Raw genomic sequence first — 17,520 nt, 5'->3', positions numbered from 1 at the left:
GTTGTAAAAAACCTTCAGTGACTTAGCTGTTAGACCAATGGCGAATATGGAAGGCCGTTGATAGAGTCGTTCGCATCCACCCATGACGCTGCGTCATGCACTTTCCGGTGTCGGTTTCCAATCCTAAGGGGGTTTCGTGGACGATTACATTCAGTGGTTCGATCAGCTGGGCATGAACGACGTCGAGCGCGTCGGCGGCAAGAATGCCTCGCTCGGCGAGATGATCTCCAACCTGGCCGAGGCCGGCGTCACCGTGCCCGGCGGCTTCGCTACCACCGCCCACGCCTACCGCGAGTTCCTGTCCCACGAAGGCCTCAACGAGCGCATCAACCAGGCGCTGTCCACGCTGGACGTCGATGATGTCGCCGAGCTGGCCCGCGTCGGTGCCCAGATCCGCCAGTGGGTGATCGACACGCCGCTGCCCCCGACCTTCGAGGCCGCCCTGCGCGAGAGCTACGACAAGCTCGCCTCCATGCACCCCAACCTCAAGGTCGCCGTGCGCAGCTCGGCCACCGCCGAGGACCTGCCGGATGCCTCCTTCGCCGGCCAGCAGGAGACCTTCCTCAACATCGAAGGCTTCGACAACATCAAGCGTGCCGTGCACGAGGTGTTCGCCTCGCTGTTCAATGACCGTGCGATCTCCTACCGCGTGCATCGTGGCTACGCCCACGAGAACGTGGCGCTGTCCGCCGGCATCCAGAAGATGGTGCGCTCCGAGACCGGCGCCTCCGGCGTGATGTTCACCCTGGACACCGAGTCCGGCTACCGCGATGCGGTCTTCGTCACCGCCTCCTGGGGCCTGGGCGAGACCGTGGTGCAGGGGGCGGTGAATCCCGACGAGTTCTACGTCCACAAGTCGACCCTGGCCGCCGGCCGCCCGGCCGTGCTGCGTCGCAACCTGGGCTCCAAGCTGATCAAGATGATCTACACCCAGGATGCCAGCGCCGGCAAGTCGGTCGAGACCGTGGACGTTCCGCTGGCCGACCGCGCGCGCTTCTGCGTCGACGACGAGCAGGTCATGGCGCTGGCCCGCCAGGCGGTGATCATCGAGCAGCACTACGGCCGCCCGATGGACATCGAGTGGGCCATGGACGGCGACGACGGCAAGCTCTACATTGTCCAGGCACGCCCCGAGACCGTGGTCTCCCAGCAGGAAGGCGGCAAGCTCGAGCGTTTCCAGCTCAAGGAAAAGGGCCGTACTCTGGTGACCGGCCGGGCCATCGGTCAGCGCATCGGCAGCGGCGCGGTCAAGGTCGTCGAGACCCCCGAGGACATGGACAAGATCCATGCCGGCGACGTGCTGGTTACCGACATGACCGATCCGGACTGGGAGCCGGTCATGAAGCGGGCTTCGGCCATCGTCACCAATCGCGGCGGCCGCACCTGTCACGCGGCGATCATCGCCCGCGAGCTGGGCATTCCCGCCGTGGTCGGCTGCGGCGACGCCACCGAGGTGCTGGAGGACGGCCGTGAGGTGACCGTGTCCTGCGCCGAGGGGGATACCGGTCACGTCTACGACGGCCAGCTGGCCTTCGAGCGCAACGTCACCAGCGTCGACGCCATGCCGGAAATCCCGTTCAAGATCATGATGAACGTCGGCAACCCGGACCGCGCCTTCAGCTTCGCCGGCCTGCCCAACGCCGGTGTCGGTCTGGCGCGCCTGGAGTTCATCATCAACCGCATGATCGGCGTGCACCCCAAGGCGCTGCTCGACTACGAGACCCTGTCGCCGGATCTGCAGCAGACCATCGACGTGCGCACCGCCGGCTACGACGACCCGGTCAGCTTCTACGTCGACAAGCTGGTCGAAGGCGTCTCCACCCTGGCGGCCTCCTTCTACCCGCAGCGGGTCATCGTGCGCCTCTCGGACTTCAAGTCCAACGAGTACGAGAACCTGATCGGCGGCAAGCTCTACGAGCCGGGCGAAGAGAACCCGATGCTCGGCTTCCGCGGCGCCTCGCGCTACCTGTCCGAGGACTTCCAGGCCTGCTTCGAGCTGGAGTGTCGGGCGATCAAGCGCGTGCGCGACGAGATGGGCCTCGACAACGTCGAGATCATGGTGCCCTTCGTGCGCACCACCGAGGAAGCGAGCGGCGTCATCGACCTGCTGGCCGCCAACGGCCTGAAGCGCGGCGACAACGGCCTCAAGGTCATCATGATGTGCGAGCTGCCGGCCAACGCCCTGCTGGCCGACGAGTTCCTCGAGTACTTCGACGGCTTCTCCATCGGCTCCAACGACCTGACGCAGCTGACCCTGGGCCTCGACCGCGACTCCGGCATCGTCGCCGGCCTCTTCGAGGAGCGTAATCCGGCGGTCAAGAAGCTGCTGTCCATGGCCATCCAGGCCTGCAAGGCCCAGGGCAAGTACGTGGGCATCTGCGGCCAGGGCCCGTCCGACCACCCCGACCTCGCCAAGTGGCTGATGGAGCAGGGCATCGATTCCGTGTCCCTGAACCCGGACGCGGTACTGGAAACCTGGTTCATGCTGGCCGGCGAAACCCTGGGCTGATCGCCCGAGACCGCTGAGCCGGACATCACGACACCCGGGCCTCGGCCCGGGTGTCGTCGTTTCTGCACGCCCTTTGCACGCTTGATGGCGCGCGAGTGGCTAGACTGCAGGCATCACTCAGGCAAAAGGAGGATGCCCGTCATGCCCTCACAGAAACCACGATTCCATCGCCTGGCGACGGCCGGCGCCCTGATCCTCGGCCTCGTGGCGCTCCCGGCGCTGGCCAATCCCGGCAACGGCGGCGGACCGCCGGAGCATGCCAAGGGCGGACAGGGCAGTCAGGGATCATCGGAACGGCTGCACCGGGACGCGACCGACCGTGATCGCCAGCGACACGAGGAGCGCCGCTTCGATGATCGGGACTGGGATCGTGACCGCGACCGCTATGGCCGTGACGGCCCCAGCCTCGAGGAAGCGCTGATCCGCGATATCTTCTACGGCCATCGCGATCGCTATGCCCGTGAGGATCGCGCCTCGATTCCCCCGGGGGTGCGGCAGAACCTGGCCCGCGGCAAGCCCATGCCTCCCGGCATCGGCAAGCGGTTCGACGACGATATCCGTCGCGACCTGCCGCACTACGACGGCTACGAATGGCGCCGCGTCGGTGTCGATGCGGTGCTGGTCGATATCACCAACGACATCATCTACGACGTGATCCGCGACGTGCTCGACTGATCCGCATCGGGTCGCCTTCTCGGGGATCCACCTGTTTCCGACGACGACGGAGACGGGCCATGGTGGATCCCCTCGAGGTGGAGGCGGTGTTCCGGCGCTGCCCGAGCGAGCACTTCGTCTTCGCCCTGACCAGCGAGCTGGTGCCGCGGGACATGATCGAAGGCCAGCCTGGGGCGCGGGATGCCCTGATGCTGGGTGCTTCGATCCGACGCGGCAGCTTCAATCTCTAGGTGCGGGGGGCTCCCGACCACGGCCTGCAAGGCCTGGTGATCCGCTTCCTGGAGCGACAGGCGGCATTGGTGCCGCCTCCGCCCGATCTCTGCCATCGCCACGACGTCGACGATCCCAGCGTGCCGCTGCTGGCGGAGGATGCCGACTGGCTGTCGCGGCCGACGATTCCGGTGATCGTGCTGCCGTGAAGCCCCACAGAGGGCGCGGCTTTTGGCATCATGGGCGGTTGATTGTCTCGAGGAGCCGCCCGATGGCGTATTTTCTGGTAATGGGCGGGCTGGCCCTGACCGTGTGCTTCACCTTCGGATGGATCGTCTGGCGGATGCTGCGCTGGGCCTTCGCGCGTCTGGGGCGCCGTGCGCCGGCCGGAAGAAAGAAGAAGACGGCTGCCAGGGTGTCCAAGGGCAGGCAAGCGGCCGCCAAGGCGTCGGCCAGGGCGTCGAGCAAGGCGACGCCCAGGGATAAGGAGAAGGCGCCATCGCGCCGTGATGCCGCCGCCGCGGGAAAGGATGCCGCGCGCCGTGACAACAAGGCGGAGCCGTCGCCGCCCTGGCGGCTGACCATGGCGCTGGCGCCGCTGCGCGGCGCCTGGCCGCTGGCCGTGCTGCTCGCCGCGCTTTACGGCGGCGGGCGGCTGGTCGCCCATGGCATGGTGGCCCGGCCCCAGCACGCCCCCGATGCCTTTCGCCAGCTGGTCGAGGCCGTGGGCTGGGGCGCGATGGCGTTGGTCGGTGTCGCGCTGGTCGGCCTGTTGGCGAGCTGGCGCTGTCGTCGTCACGCCTAATCACGCAGCCAGTGACGCAGCTTCAGCAGCAGCAGGGCGCCGTCGCCCAGCGAACGGCGCTCGGTGAGCAGCTGGCGCAGCGCGGCCGGGCGATCGGTGATGATGCCATCCACGCCGAGGTCGATCAGCCGGGACATGCGGGCCGGGTCGTTGACGGTCCAGGCCATCAGGGCGTAGCCGTGACGGTGAGCGAGCCTCACCTCGCGGTCGTCGATGCGATTGTGACGCAGCGCCAGGGCATCGTAGCCGCGCCGGGGCAGGGCGCCCCGTAGCGTCAGCTGGGCCAGCAGGATGCGGCGCATCGCGGGCGCCTGGCGGGCGACCTCATCGAGCAGCTCATAGGACTGGGCGGCCAGCCATATTCTCGAGCTCAGATCGGGCTCGCCGCAGGCCGCGCGGCGGACACCGTCCGGCGCGCGGTTCCGGCAGTCTCGCCGTGCCCGGGCCTCGTCTTCCAGTATCGCCACTACCCGGCTCACGAGCCGCTGGCGACGGCCGGGGTCCGGCTTGAGCTCTATCACCAGCCCCGCACGCCCCCTGACCCTCATCAGGGTCTCCTTGAGGCCGGGAATGCGCGTGCCCACGAAGGGGTCGCCGAACCACCCGCCCACGTCCACGTTGTCGAGGACGCCGCGATCGAGGTCGGCGATGCGGCGATCGTCGCCCGCCAGGCGGGACAGGGTGGCGTCGTGGTAGAGCACCACCTCGGCCTCGGCGGTGAGCCGGGCATCGACCTCGATCAGGTCGGCCCCGTCATGGATGGCCCGCTCGATGGCCGGCAGGGTGTTCTCCGGGGCTGCCATCGAGCTGCCGCGGTGGGCGATGTTGTCGACCTCCTCGCGGATCGTGGTGCCCTGGACGACCCACCAGGCCTGGGCGATGGCGAAGGCGAGAACGCCGAGCTCCACGCCCCAGGCCAGGCGCCCGGGGTGTGCGGCTGCCGGCGCCGGCGGACGAGGCTCGCGGTGCGCCAGGCGCAGGTAGAGGCAGCTTCCCAGCAAGGCGTTGGCGGCGATGCCGACGAAGACCGCGGCCAGGGTCACCAGACCGTAGGCGGTGACATAGCCGAGCATGGCGGGTAGCAGGATCTCGCGACGCTCGGGGAGATGGCCCAGCAGCGGGGTGAAGAGGGCGTCGAAGAGGGCCCCGACCCCGAGCGGCAGCACCAGGATCGCCGCCAGCAGCACCAGGATCGATGCCGCGATGCCGGTGCGGCAGCCGTGGGTCAGGCGGGCGCTGCGCTTCAGGGCGCGAAGCGGGCCGACGCCTTCCAGGATCAGCGCCGGCAGGGCCAGATGCCAGCGGGTGTAGAGGGTGGCGGCCAGGGCGGCCCAGCCCAGCACCACCGGGGCGATCGTGGCGAGGAAGGCCCACAGTACCGGGGGGCGCACCTGCTGGACATAATAGGGGTCGAGGTCGCCAAGCAGGCGGCCGTGGAGCGTCACCACGATGCCGGCCATGGGCAGTATCAGCAGCAGCTGCGTGCCGACCTGGAGCAGGGCCAGGCCGGACAGCGCAGGCAGCCGTCGCAGGCTCTGCCATAGCGCCTCGGCGGCCAGGCGAAGATGGTTGTCACGGGGACGCACCGCGACCAGGGTCATGCCGGCCTGCTGCAGGTAGAGGATCAGGAAGGTGATGGCCAGCGTGGCCAGCAGCCAGGCCATTCCGCCCGGTGTCCAGAGCGCCGCGAACAGGGCCTCGAGGGTGATCAGCGGGCGGTCGAGGCGCCCCAGCATCCGGGCCAGGCCCCAGCCCGCCGCCGGCAGCAGCAGGCTGGAGGCGAGCAGGGTGAAGAAGGCGTGAAAGGCGATCAGCGGGCGCAGATGGTGCTTGAGGCTGCGCAGCACATCGCCGCTCAGGCGAGGCGTGGTCAGCATGATGTCGGCATGTCGTGGAGCATGCTCTCACCCTGCCAGCCGAATCAGTCGGGCGGCAAGCCGCCGGACCGTGTCTGCCCGGGTTCAGTCCAGCACGAGGCGGTCGTCGGCGATCAGGATGCCGTTGTTGTCGGCGTAGAGCCACTGGCCCGGCTCGATGGTCGCGCCGCCGAAGCTGACCGGAATGTCCCGCTGGCCCTCGCCGTGCTTCTCGCTCTTGCGCGGATGGGCGGCCAGGGCCTGGATGCCGAGCTCGGTCTCGGCCAGCTCGTCCACGTCGCGCACGCAGCCGTACATCACCACGCCCGCCCAGCCGTTGCCGGCGGCCTGTTCGGCGAGACGGTCGCCGAGCATGGCGCAGCGGGTGGAACCGCCGGCGTCGACCACCAGCACGGCGCCGTCGCCGGGCTCGTTGACGGTCTGGCGCACCAGCGAGTTGTCCTCGAAGCACTTGACGGTGCGCACGGGGCCGAAGAAGGCCTCATGACCGCCGAAGTTGACGAACATCGGCTCGAGCACGGTGACATCGGGGTAGGCGTCGCAGATATCGGGGGTAACGATGGCGGGCATGACGGGGTGTCTCCTCGGTCGCTGAACCCTCGATGATGCCACAGGCAGTCACACAGGAAAGTCCCCCTTGGGAGGAATCGCGACACGGGCAGGGCGCACAAAAAAGCGCCCCGCACGGGGCGGGGCGCTTCGGTCGTCGTCGGTCCACCGGGCGGCGGACCTGCGATGTTGCGAGCATCGGTGACGATGGCGGTGATCAGGCTTCCTGGCTCACCGGGATCACGTTCGAGGCGGCCTTCTGGAATTCCTCGATCTCGTGGAAGTTCATGTAACGATAGATCTCGCCGGCCATGGCATCGAACTCGCTCATGTAGCGGCGATATTCGCTGACGCTCGGCAGGCGACCCTCGACCGCGGCCACGGCCGCCAGCTCGGCGGACGCCAGGAAGACGTCGGCGCCGTCGCCCAGGCGGTTGGGGAAGTTGCGCGTGGAGGTGGAGACCACGGTGCTCTTGGCGGCGACGCGGGCCTGGTTACCCATGCACAGCGAGCAGCCCGGCATTTCCATGCGTGCGCCGGCGCGGCCGTAGATGCCGTAGTAGCCTTCCTCGGTCAGCTGGTGCTGGTCCATCTTGGTCGGCGGTGCCAGCCACAGCTTGGTCTTCAGGCTGCCCGCGGGCTGCTTCTCGAGCAGCTTGCCGGCGGCACGGAAGTGGCCGATGTTGGTCATGCACGAGCCGATGAACACCTCGTCGATGGACTGGCCGGCCACGTCGGAGAGCAGGCGGGCGTCGTCCGGGTCGTTCGGGGCGCACAGCACCGGCTGGTCGAGCTGGTCGAGGTCGATCTCGATCACCTCGGCGTACTCGGCGTCCTTGTCGGCGCGCATCAGGCTCGGGTTCTCGAGCCACTCTTCCATGCCCTTGATGCGGCGCTCGATGGTGCGCGCGTCGCCATAGCCGTTGGCGATCATCCACTTGAGCAGGGTGATGTTGGACTTCAGGTACTCGCTGACGCTGTCCTCGGAGAGGGTGATGGTGCAGCCGGCGGCGGAACGCTCGGCGGAGGCGTCGGAGAGTTCGAAGGCCTGCTCGACGGTGAGGTCCTCGAGGCCCTCGATTTCCAGCACGCGGCCGGAGAAGGCGTTCTTCTTGCCGGACTTCTCGACGGTCAGCAGCCCCTGCTGGATGGCGTAGTAGGGGATGGCGTGGACCAGGTCACGCAGGGTGACGCCGGGCTGACGCTGGCCCTTGAAGCGCACCAGCACCGATTCCGGCATGTCCAGCGGCATCACGCCGGTGGCGGCGGCGAAGGCCACCAGGCCGGAGCCGGCCGGGAAGGAGATGCCCATCGGGAAGCGGGTGTGGGAGTCGCCGCCGGTGCCCACGGTGTCGGGCAGCAGCATGCGGTTCAGCCAGCTGTGGATGATGCCGTCGCCCGGGCGCAGCGAGACGCCGCCGCGATTCATGATGAAGTCGGGCAGGGTGTGGTGGGTCTCCACGTCGACCGGCTTCGGATAGGCGCTGGTGTGGCAGAAGGACTGCATCACCAGGTCGGCCTGGAAGCCCAGGCAGGCCAGATCCTTGAGCTCGTCGCGGGTCATCGGACCGGTGGTGTCCTGGGAACCCACGGTGGTCATCTTCGGCTCGCAGTACATGCCGGGACGGACGCCGTCCATGCCGCAGGCCTTGCCGACCATCTTCTGGGCCAGGGTGAAGCCCTTGCCGGTATCGGCCGGCTGCTCCGGCAGGCGGAAGACGTCGGACGGGGCCAGGCCCAGGGACTCGCGGGCCTTGGCGGTCAGGCCGCGGCCGATGATCAGCGGGATACGGCCGCCGGCACGGGCCTCGTCGAGCAGCAGCTGGGTCTTAAGCTCGAAGGTGGTGAGCACCTCGTCGGTGCCGTGCTTGCAGACCTTGCCTTCATACGGGTAGACATCGATGACGTCGCCCATCTCGAGCTTCTCGACGTCCATCTCGACCGGCAGGGCGCCGGAGTCTTCCATGGTGTTGAAGAAGATCGGCGCGATCTTGCCGCCGAAGCAGAAGCCGCCGGCGCGCTTGTTCGGCACGTTGGGAATGTCGTCGCCGAAGAACCACAGCACGGAGTTGGTGGCGGACTTGCGCGAGGAACCGGTGCCGACCACGTCGCCGACGTAGACGACCGGATGACCCTTGGCCTTCACTTCCTCGATCTGCTTGAGCGGACCGGTAACGCCCGGCTCGACCGGCTCGATGCCGTCGCGCGGGTTCTTGAGCATGGCGTTGGCATGCAGCGGGATGTCCGGGCGCGACCAGGCGTCCGGGGCCGGGGAGAGGTCGTCGGTGTTGGTCTCGCCGGGCACCTTGAACACGGTCAGGGTGATCTTGTCGGCCAGCTTGGGCTTCGCGAGGAACCACTCGGCCTCGGCCCAGGACTCGATGACCTCCTTGGCCACGGCGTTACCGGCCTTGGCGCGCTCTTCCACGTCGTGGAAGGCGTCGAACATCAGCAGGGTGTGCTTGAGCTGCTCGCCCACTTCCTTGGCCAGGTCGGCGTCGTCCAGCAGCTCGACCAGCGAGGCGATGTTGTAGCCGCCCTGCATGGTGCCCAGCAGCTTGACGGCGTGGATCCGGTCGATCAGCGGTGACTCGGCCTCGCCCTTGGCGATGGCGGTCAGGAAGCCGGCCTTGACGTAGGCAGCCTCGTCGACGCCCGGCGGCACGCGGTTGGTCAGCAGGTCGAGGATGGCCTCTTCCTCGCCGGCGGGCGGATTCTTCAGCAGTTCGACCAGGGCAGCCGTCTGCTCGGCGTTCAGCGGCTTCGGCGGAACGCCCGCCTGGGCGCGCTCCTCGACATGTTGGCGATAGGCTTCAAGCACGTGGTGGCCCTCATTGGTTGGTAGTGGCCGAGCGGACTGCGGCGGCGATGACGCCGCGGCGAGTCGCTCGGCTCGTCGGAATCAGCACGGTCAACGGTGGCGCTATTCTAGGAGAAACTGTCGACAATGTTAAGAATCCCGGCCATGGCGGGGGTCGAACTTTGGTCTCTGGTCATGTCCGAGCGCCTTCGGGGTGCCAGTGTGCGGGCGTCGCGTTACCATGGTGCGACTTTCATCAACGCAGAGGAGTGCCGATGGCGGGGCGTGTTGCTTCCCCCTGTGTGGGCCTGTGTTCGACGACGGTGGGCGATCGCGTCTGCCGCGGCTGTCAACGCATCGACGACGAGATTCGCGACTGGCCGGCCCTGAGCGGCGACGAGCGGGAGCAGCGCATGGCCGAGCTGGACGCCCTGCGCGTCGACGTGGCCGGGCGTCATCTGAGCGTGGTCGATGCCGATGCCCTGGAAGCCCAGCTGGTGCGCCACCGGATTCGCTTTCGCGCGGAGCAACCGCCGCTGTCCCGGGCGGTGGAGCTGCTGCGCGTCGGACGCGACCGTATCCGCGACCTGTCGCGTTACGGCCTGGCGCCGCTCAAGCCGCTTGAGCCGCTCGATGCCGCGACCCTGCACGCCCGTCTCGCCGCCGACCTGCTGGCCGCCGCCGAGGCGCGCCGCGAGGCCAGAGCCTCGCACTCCTGATGCTTCCAGACACGAACCGCCGGACCCTTCGATGACCGCCATTGCCGACGCTCCATCCCCCGTTGACCTGCTGCCCGAGGGGCTGCTCGCCTTTCTTCACTGCACGACCCCCGATGCCTGGATCGACTGGGCCCTCGACAACCCCGAACTGCTGCTGATCGACCACGCCCAGTGCGAGAAGAAGGCCGCCTCAACGGCCATGAGCCTGCTCTACCGCTACGTGGATCACCCGCTGCTGCTGACCAAGATGTGCCAGCTGGCCCGCGAGGAGCTGCTGCACTTCGAGCAGGTGGTCAAGCTGATGGAGGAACGTGGCATCGTCTATCGTCACCTCTCGGCCTCGCGCTATGCCGAGGGGCTGCGGCGCCATGTGCGCACTGAAGATCCCGAGCGACTGGTCGATATCCTGATCGTGGGCGCGCTGATCGAGGCCCGCAGCTGCGAGCGCTTCGCCCGTTTGATTCCCCACCTTGACGATGAGCTTGCCAAGTTCTATCGCAGTCTGGTTAAGTCGGAAGGGCGTCACTATGAGGATTACCTGATGCTGGCCCGCCGGGCCACCCCGGAGGCCATCGACGATCGCATCGCCTTCCTCGCCGCGCGAGAAGCCGAGCTGATCACCATGCCGGATACGGCATTTCGTTTTCACAGCGGTGTGCCCGCCTGAGTTCGGGCCGCCGCCCAGCAGGGCCTAACAATCATGCGGGATGCTTCCGACGCCGTAACCCGTGAAGAACAAGATCGCCTGGCGTTATTCGGTCATTTTTCGCTGACCCTGGGCGACGATGCGCTGACCCATTTCAGCTACGACAAGGTCAAGGCGCTGCTGGTCTACCTGCTGCTGCACGAGCAGCCGGTCAACCGCGCGACCCTCGCCGAACTGCTGTGGCCCGACCAGGGCCTCTCCTCGGGGCGGACCAACCTGCGGCATGCCTTGCACTGCCTGCGTCAGTCGCTGGGCGAGCAGGCCGAGGAGGTACTGTCGGTATCCCGCCAGACCATCGCCTTCGAGCTGCCCGAGGCGTGGCGGTTCGACCTCCACGAGCTCCAGTCGATGCTCGAGGCGCCCGCCGAGGTGGCGACCCTGGAAGACATCCTGGAGTGCTACCAGGGCGACCTGGTGGAGGAGCTGCAGCTCGCCGCCTGCGCCGAGTTCCAGCGCTGGCTGGTCCAGGTCCGCAACGAGTGGCGTCAGCGCGTGATCCGCTACGCCGAGGCGGTGCTGGAACAGTCCGAGCCGCTGCCCGATTCGCTGCTGGAGACCCTGGTCAGCCGCTTCTCCGGCTACGGGCCCTTTCACGAGCGGCTGGTGCGCCAGCTCGCCGAGCAGGGCCAGCTGGCCGCCGCCCACGAGCAGTACAACGCCTACCTGCAGCTGCTGGCGCTGACCGGCCAGCAGCCGGATCCCGCCTTCCTTCAGCTGGCGCGCTACTGGTCGGATGGCGTCCCCGACGAGGCCAACGCCCCCGGCGTCGGCTTCTCGCGTACCCTGGCCGCGGACAGCGCACCGCTGCGCGACGACGAGATCGAGATGCGCCAGCTGTCGGTGATGGCGATTCGCCTGGAGCTGGACGCGGATCTTTCCACCCGCGGTGAGACCCGGGCCTGCCTGACCCTGCAGATCGAGCTGATGCGCTGGCTCGAGCAGCAGTGCCATCACCTGGGCGGTTTCTGGCTGCCCGGTGCCGCCGGCGGCATCGGCCTGGCCTGCTTCGGCACCCACGGCCCGGCCCACCAGCTCGCCGAGCTGGTGGCGCTCTACGAACACTGCCAGCGCTCGCTCTCCGACGAGTGCGTCCGACACTGGAGCGGGGAGAGCGAGCCGCCGAGCATCTGCCTCGCAGCCGGCCTCAACAGCGGCCAGGTGGTCTACCTGCCGGAGCGCCACCTGGTCGACCCGCTGGGCGAGGTGACCCAGGGCGCGCTGGAGCTGATGGCCGCCTCCCAGGGCAGCGAGCTGGTGATTTCCCAGCAGGCCAGCCAGCACATGCCGCCGGCGCTCGACCTTCAGCCGCGGCTTTCCTCGCGGCTGGTGGCCAGCGACGGCCGCGTGTGGCTGCGCGCCCTGGTGCTGGGCAGCAACGAGGGCGGGCGCGAGGCGATGCCGCCGAGCCTGATCGGTCGCGAAGGAGCGCTGCGCACGCTGCGCGATGCCCTGGCCCGGGCCGGCATCGGGCTGCGCCAGAGCGTGCTGGTCCGCGGGCCATCGGGGCTCGGTAAGTCGGCATTGCTGGTCGGCTTCCGCCATCTCGAGCAAAGCCGCGAGGCGGCGATCTGCTGGCAGCCCACCACCCGGCTGTCGATCCAGGAGCCCTATGGCGTGGCTCGGCAGCTGCTGCACTGGCACTTCGGCGATGACGTCGATGCCGAGCGACTGGCGTCGCTGATGCCGGAAGACCTCGGCGACGAGTCGCGGCTGCTGCTGGAGGAAGCGCTCGGCGTCTGCGAGCCCCGCGAGGTGGCCTTGCTCACCCAGAACGGCGAGGCCGTGGAGCTGGTGGTCGGGGTGCTGCAGCGCCTGATCGAACGTCTCACCGAGTCGCGCACCCTGGTGCTGATGGTCGACGACCTGCAATGGCTCGACGAGCCCTCCTTCAAGGTGCTGGCCGGCCTCCAGGCGCGCCTGCCGATCAACTGTCCTTTCCTGATGGTGGCCAGCCACCACGGCCGCGAGGCGCTGCCGACCTCGCTCGACTGGGATCAGCAGATCACCCTCGGCCGGCTCGACCCCATGCAGTCGTCCCGGCTGCTCACCCAGCTGGCCCGGCGCTATCGGCTGCAGCTCAGCCCGCGCCTGCGCAGCCAGATCGTCGAGCGCTGCGACGGCGTGCCGCTGTACCTGCAGGAGATCTGCCGCCGCGTCGACCTGGATCGTCGCGAGGGGCGCCAGGTCGACCTCGACGAGCTGCCGCGGGGCCTGCTGGGGCTGTTGGCCAGCCGCATCGACCAGCTCGACGCCGACCGTGACGTCGCCCACGTGGCGGCGGTGCTCGGCCGTCGCTTCCGGCTCGATTTCCTCGCCGAGTGCAGCGACCGGGAGATGCCGCAGCTGAATGCGGCACTGGAGCAGATGATCCGCCTGGAGATCGTCGAGCCGGTCGACGAGACGGAAGAGGGGCGCGAGTACCAGTTCACTCATCAGCTGCTGCAGGAAGCGGCCTACCTGTCCTGCCCGCGGGACGTGCGTGTGGCGCTGCATCGCCAGGTCGTGTCGCTGATCGAGGAGCGTTTTCCGGTGTGGATCAGCCGCCACCCGGGCGATTTCGCCGTCCATCTGCGGCGCAGCGGCCACCACGCCCGCGGGGCGCGCTACTTCGAGCTGGCCGCCCGCGAGGCGCTCAAGGTCAGCGCCAACCGCACCGCGCTGCGCATGGCCGACTTCGGGCTGGCCAGCCTGCGTCACGTGGAAGGCCAGGAAGAACGCGAGGTCAGCCTGCACACGGTGCGTGGCCAGGCCGCCTTCGCCCTGGAAGGGCACGGTTCACCCACCGCCCACGAGAGCTTCGTGCGTGCCCGAGAGCTGCTGACCTGCACCGATGAGGTGCCGGAGGACAGCGAGGACCTGGAGCAGGTGTTTCTGGTCAAGTGGGGCCTGTGGGTCGGCTGCAGCCAGCGCAACGCCCACGCCGATGCCTTCCTGCTGGCCTCGCGGCTGGCGGACCTGGCCGCGCGGCTCGAGGACCCGCGCTACCGGCGCCTGGCCGACTTCGCCCGGGCCAGCTGCGAGTACTGGGCCGGCCGCATCCAGCAGGCCTACGAGCATCTCGAGGAGATCGACCCGCTCAACTCGCCGATGATGATCGAGTGGCTGCCGTTCTCCGATCACCCCCAGGTGGCGGCGACCTGCTTCCAGAGCTGGGCGCTGTGCCTGCGCGGCGACTATCATCGCGCCCAGCAGCAGGTGGAGTCGGCGATCCGCCTGGCCGAGCGCATCAATCACCCGGGCAGCCTGGCCATGGCGCTGATGTATGCCGCGGCGCTCTATCGCCAAGTGGGACACGAGCATCTGGCGTCCCAGCGCGCCGAGCGCGCCTACGAGATCACCGGCACGCCGGACCTGCAGCTGTGGCAGGTCTCCGCGCGGCAGGTGCTGGGCTGGCAGCGGGCGCTGTCCGGCGACCGGGAAGGGCTCAAGCGCATCGAGGCGGCCCAGGAAGAGTTCGTCGAGGTCACCGGTCGCGATCCCTACCAGCGGCCCTCGCTGTGGTGGGTGGACGCCTGTACGTCGCTGGGCGAGCTGGCCCGGGCCGAGGACTATCTCGACCAGTGCCTGCTGATTGCCCGTGAGCGGACCACGCTGTTCGTCGCCGAACTGGCGGTGCACCTGGCGAAGGTGCGCCACCGCCTGGGGCATCCCGCCGAGGAAGTGCGCGGTCTGATCGAGCAGGCGCTCGAGCAGGCACGCGGCGACGGCAACCTGCACCAGCAGCTGTGCGCCCTGGAAGCCTGGCTGACGATGGTCGATCCGGAGGATGAGGACGCGCGCATGGCCTTCCGGGGCCTGCTGGGCGAGGTCAGTCACAGCGATGCCCCGGTGCTGGTGCGCTGGCGGACCCTGCTCGACAAGCGGCTGCCGCATACCGCCGACCTGGAGGACTGACGGCGCACACGCCTGAGGTGCCATGGAAGAAGCAAAACGCCCGGCGAGGCTCGAGAGACGAGCGTCGCCGGGCGTTTTGTGTCGTGCGGGAGGTCGTGTGAGAGAGCCTGTGGAAGCGCGAGGCGTCGAGGCTCAGGTGGCGACTTCCAGCGCGGCGATTCGCGCCAGCGCCTGATCGCGGTGGTCGCCGCACAGTTCGCGGTCGTAATCGAAGCGGGCGCAGACCGCTGGCCGCTCGGGCCGGCCGAACAGCCGGCACAGGTTGTCATCGTCGAGCTGGGCGCAGCGCACCCCGGCGGGCTTGCCGTCCGGCATGCCGGGGATCGGCGAGCTGATCGACGGCGCGATGCAGCAGGCGCCGCAGCCGGGACGGCAGCCGCCGGCGTCCTGTTCTTCGCTCATGGCCGGGCGCGAGCTCACGCCTCGGCCTCCGCCAGCGCCCCCTTGTCGATGCCCTCGAAGGCCTGCACGCGGGTGGCGCGGCCGGTCTCGCGGGCGATCTCGCCGGCCAGCCAGGCGGCGATATGTTCCACCGTGGTCGGCGTCGGCATCGGGATGCAGCGCTCCCGCGGCAGGGTCAGGGCGAAACGCCCCTGTTCGGCCGTGTAGCGGGTGGTCAGGCGGCCGGTGAAGGCGGCATCCAGGCCCTCGACCACGTCGGCCTCGTCCACCAGGTAGCGATCCGCGAGGCGTTCGGCCCACTCGGTCTCGAGCGCCGGGCACCGCTCGCCGTCCTGCCACACGTGCAGCCGCGAGCGGTGGCCGTGGGCGATGCGCTGGCAGTTGCCGGCGTGGCGCTTGAGGCCGTGGCTGTAGGTGTAGGCGGCGCCGTCGATGGCCTCGTCGGTCAGCGTCAGGCGGATCGCCTCGACCCGGGCCGGCGGCTGGCGGCTGAGCGAGGCCGACAGGTGCTCGGCCAGGCGCTCGGCGGTGATGGCCGGCCAGGGCAGCAGGGCGAAAGCCTGGCGCGGGCCGCGGACCTCGAACGGGTAGGGCGACTCGGCGCGCACGCACAGGCCCTCGGCGCACTCATGGACGCTGACGCCGGACGCCTCGGTGGGCACCAGCAGAGTGTGATCGGGGCCCTGGTCGATGCGCGACTTGATCCACGGCTTGACCTCGCCGAAGTCGAACAGCATGCCGTCCTCGCCGAGCTCGCCGTCGAGTTCGGCGTCGACCCGCCAGCTGGCGCCGATCAGCCCGCGTTCGGGGCACCACAGCGAGGCGTCGAGATGGGTGAGGCGGTTGACGAACAGCGTCATCAGTCGATTCCCGTGATCTTGTGGGTCTGCAGCGAGAGCCGCCACTGGGGATGGCTCAGGCAGTAGGCCACGGTCTCGGCCGTGACGTCACCGCCGCCGACCGCCGCGGTGTCCATCGGCTGCAGGAAGAAGTGATGGAAGTCCAGGGCGGTGAAGCGCTCGGGCGGGGCGTCGCTCTGCGGGTAGACCAGCTTGAGCTCGTCGCCGGAGGTCTGGGCCAGCACGCTCTCGCCCTTGGGGCTGACGCACAGCCAGTCGATGCCCGGCGGGGCCGGCAGGGTGCCGTTGGTCTCCACGGCGACGTCGAAGCCGCGCTCGTGCATGGCGGCGATCAGCGCCTCGTCGAGCTGCAGCAGCGGCTCGCCGCCGGTGAAGATCACCTGGGGCGTGGCGGTGCCCGGGGCATCCGGCCACAGCGCGGTCAGGTGATCGACCAGGGCCTCGGCATCATGGAAGCGTCCGCCGTGCTGGCCGTCGGTGCCGCGGATGTCGGTATCGCAGAAGCGGCAGGCCGCGGCGGCGCGATCGGCCTCGCGGCCGGACCACAGATTGCAGCCGCTGAAGCGGCAGAACACGCTGGCGCGGCCGGCCTGGCCGCCTTCGCCCTGCAGCGAGTAGAAGGCTTCCTTGACGCTATACATGGTCGGTCCCTTCGGCGGCGGCATCGGGCCGCTGAGAAGAGGCGGCGGCATCGGGCCGCTGTGAAGAGGTGGCCGCTTCGTCGCCGGTGGTGTCATAGGCGATGGGGTCGATGGCGCCGTTGGCGGCGAAGGCCGCCAGCCGTTCCCGGCAGCTGCCGCAGCGCCCGCAGGCCAGGGCTTCACCACGGTAGCAGGTCCAGGTCTTGCCGTAGTCCAGCCCCATGGCCAGGCCCTCGGCGAGGATCTCGCCCTTGTCGGTGCGCAGATAGGGCGCATGCAGGGTCACCGGCTCGAAGTTGGCGATGCCGGCGACGTCGTTCATGGCCTCGACGAATTCGGGGCGGCAGTCCGGGTAGAGCACGTGATCGCCGCCATGGGCGCCGTAGTCGACCCGGTCGGCGCCGATGTTGACCGCCTTGGCGATCGCCAGCGACAGCAGGATCATGTTGCGGTTGGGGACCACGGTGGCCTTGAGGTTGGCCTCGGCGTAGTCGGCGTCGGGCAGCGCCTGGCTGGCGTCGGTGAGCGCCGAGGCGTCGATCAGGCCATGGATGGCGGTGATGTCGACCACCTGGTGGGGCACGCCCAGCTCGCGGCAGACCTCGCGGGCGACCTCGAGCTCGCGGGCATGACGCTGGCCGTAGTCGAAGGACAGGGCGTGGACCTCGCGGCCTTCGCGCAGGGCGCGATGCAGCACGGTAAAGGAGTCCATGCCACCGGAGTAGATCACCACGGTGGCCGGTGCGGCGGATTCTGACATGGGATACCTGTGGGGCGGAGAATTTGTCTGCCCGGCGCGCGTCACGGGCGCGGCGGGACCTTGGCCGGGGTCCGGTCCGGCAGGGGCGCACAGTGTACTTGACCAACGGGACA

At 68.9% G+C, this 17,520-nt stretch carries 15 protein-coding genes; 8 read left to right on the top strand and 7 right to left on the bottom strand.

The window, feature by feature from the left end; genetic code table 11:
• Positions 1–136: 136 nt before the first annotated feature.
• The 5 genes from ppsA to CVH10_RS01970 all read left to right on the top strand — a co-directional run bounded on the left by ppsA (position 137) and on the right by CVH10_RS01970 (position 4,199).
• Entirely contained in the window at positions 137–2,509 is a 2,373-nt protein-coding gene (ppsA, locus tag CVH10_RS01980) for a phosphoenolpyruvate synthase (RefSeq protein WP_035598663.1), read from the top strand.
• Between the two features lie 141 nt (positions 2,510–2,650).
• Entirely contained in the window at positions 2,651–3,184 is a 534-nt protein-coding gene (locus CVH10_RS01975) for an anti-virulence regulator CigR family protein (protein ID WP_052052570.1), read from the top strand.
• Positions 3,185–3,243: 59 nt separating this feature from the next.
• Positions 3,244–3,414: a hypothetical protein gene (locus tag CVH10_RS25550; protein WP_181244336.1), complete on the top strand. Its 171-nt coding sequence runs from the start codon at positions 3,244–3,246 to the stop codon at positions 3,412–3,414.
• Positions 3,415–3,603, top strand: coding sequence for a hypothetical protein (locus CVH10_RS25235; protein WP_146142901.1), 189 nt, complete (start codon positions 3,415–3,417; stop codon positions 3,601–3,603).
• Between the two features lie 62 nt (positions 3,604–3,665).
• Positions 3,666–4,199, top strand: coding sequence for a hypothetical protein (locus tag CVH10_RS01970; RefSeq protein ID WP_146142900.1), 534 nt, complete (start codon positions 3,666–3,668; stop codon positions 4,197–4,199).
• On the opposite strand, the gene CVH10_RS01965 is transcribed toward CVH10_RS01970, so the two are convergent.
• The 3 genes from CVH10_RS01965 to acnB all read right to left on the bottom strand — a co-directional run bounded on the left by CVH10_RS01965 (position 4,196) and on the right by acnB (position 9,446).
• Complete coding sequence (locus tag CVH10_RS01965) at positions 4,196–6,076, bottom strand: glycerophosphodiester phosphodiesterase family protein (protein ID WP_106487675.1); 1,881 nt, start codon at positions 6,074–6,076, stop codon at positions 4,196–4,198. The genes CVH10_RS01970 and CVH10_RS01965 overlap by 4 nt on opposite strands.
• Before the next feature lie 84 nt (positions 6,077–6,160).
• Entirely contained in the window at positions 6,161–6,646 is a 486-nt protein-coding gene (rraA, locus tag CVH10_RS01960; protein ID WP_035598672.1) for a ribonuclease E activity regulator RraA, read from the bottom strand.
• 196 nt (positions 6,647–6,842) lie between these two features.
• Entirely contained in the window at positions 6,843–9,446 is a 2,604-nt protein-coding gene (gene acnB, locus CVH10_RS01955; protein ID WP_035598675.1) for a bifunctional aconitate hydratase 2/2-methylisocitrate dehydratase, read from the bottom strand.
• A gap of 254 nt (positions 9,447–9,700) precedes the next feature.
• Here acnB and CVH10_RS01950 point away from each other — a divergent pair, with 254 nt between their 5' ends.
• The 3 genes from CVH10_RS01950 to CVH10_RS01940 are packed head-to-tail and all read left to right on the top strand — an operon-like array spanning position 9,701 to position 14,744.
• The gene (locus tag CVH10_RS01950; RefSeq protein WP_106487674.1) at positions 9,701–10,144 is read left to right on the top strand and encodes a DUF1289 domain-containing protein; all 444 of its coding nucleotides are present in this window, start codon (positions 9,701–9,703) and stop codon (positions 10,142–10,144) included.
• A gap of 31 nt (positions 10,145–10,175) precedes the next feature.
• Entirely contained in the window at positions 10,176–10,811 is a 636-nt protein-coding gene (locus CVH10_RS01945; protein ID WP_035598680.1) for a tRNA-(ms[2]io[6]A)-hydroxylase, read from the top strand.
• Between the two features lie 33 nt (positions 10,812–10,844).
• Positions 10,845–14,744, top strand: coding sequence for an AAA family ATPase (locus CVH10_RS01940; RefSeq protein WP_106487673.1), 3,900 nt, complete (start codon positions 10,845–10,847; stop codon positions 14,742–14,744).
• Between the two features lie 132 nt (positions 14,745–14,876).
• Here the strand turns inward: CVH10_RS01940 and CVH10_RS01935 are convergent, their stop codons facing one another.
• From CVH10_RS01935 to queC, 4 genes are read right to left on the bottom strand one after another with little or no spacing between them, the layout of a single operon-like run.
• Positions 14,877–15,146, bottom strand: a complete 270-nt coding sequence (locus tag CVH10_RS01935; protein ID WP_106487772.1) for a YkgJ family cysteine cluster protein — start codon at positions 15,144–15,146, stop codon at positions 14,877–14,879.
• Positions 15,147–15,160: 14 nt separating this feature from the next.
• On the bottom strand, positions 15,161–16,006 hold the full coding sequence (locus CVH10_RS01930) for a 6-carboxytetrahydropterin synthase (RefSeq protein WP_035598684.1): 846 nt from the start codon (positions 16,004–16,006) through the stop codon (positions 15,161–15,163).
• On the bottom strand, positions 16,006–16,647 hold the full coding sequence (gene queE / locus CVH10_RS01925; protein WP_035598687.1) for a 7-carboxy-7-deazaguanine synthase: 642 nt from the start codon (positions 16,645–16,647) through the stop codon (positions 16,006–16,008). Before queE ends, CVH10_RS01930 begins: the two co-directional genes overlap by 1 nt.
• Positions 16,640–17,407, bottom strand: coding sequence for a 7-cyano-7-deazaguanine synthase QueC (gene queC, locus CVH10_RS01920; RefSeq protein ID WP_106487672.1), 768 nt, complete (start codon positions 17,405–17,407; stop codon positions 16,640–16,642). Before queC ends, queE begins: the two co-directional genes overlap by 8 nt.
• Positions 17,408–17,520: the final 113 nt, after the last annotated feature.

This window comes from Halomonas sp. ND22Bw (genome assembly GCF_003011945.1).
Lineage (GTDB): Bacteria > Pseudomonadota > Gammaproteobacteria > Pseudomonadales > Halomonadaceae > Halomonas > Halomonas halophila.
This window is presented reverse-complemented; position numbering and strand designations above follow the sequence as displayed.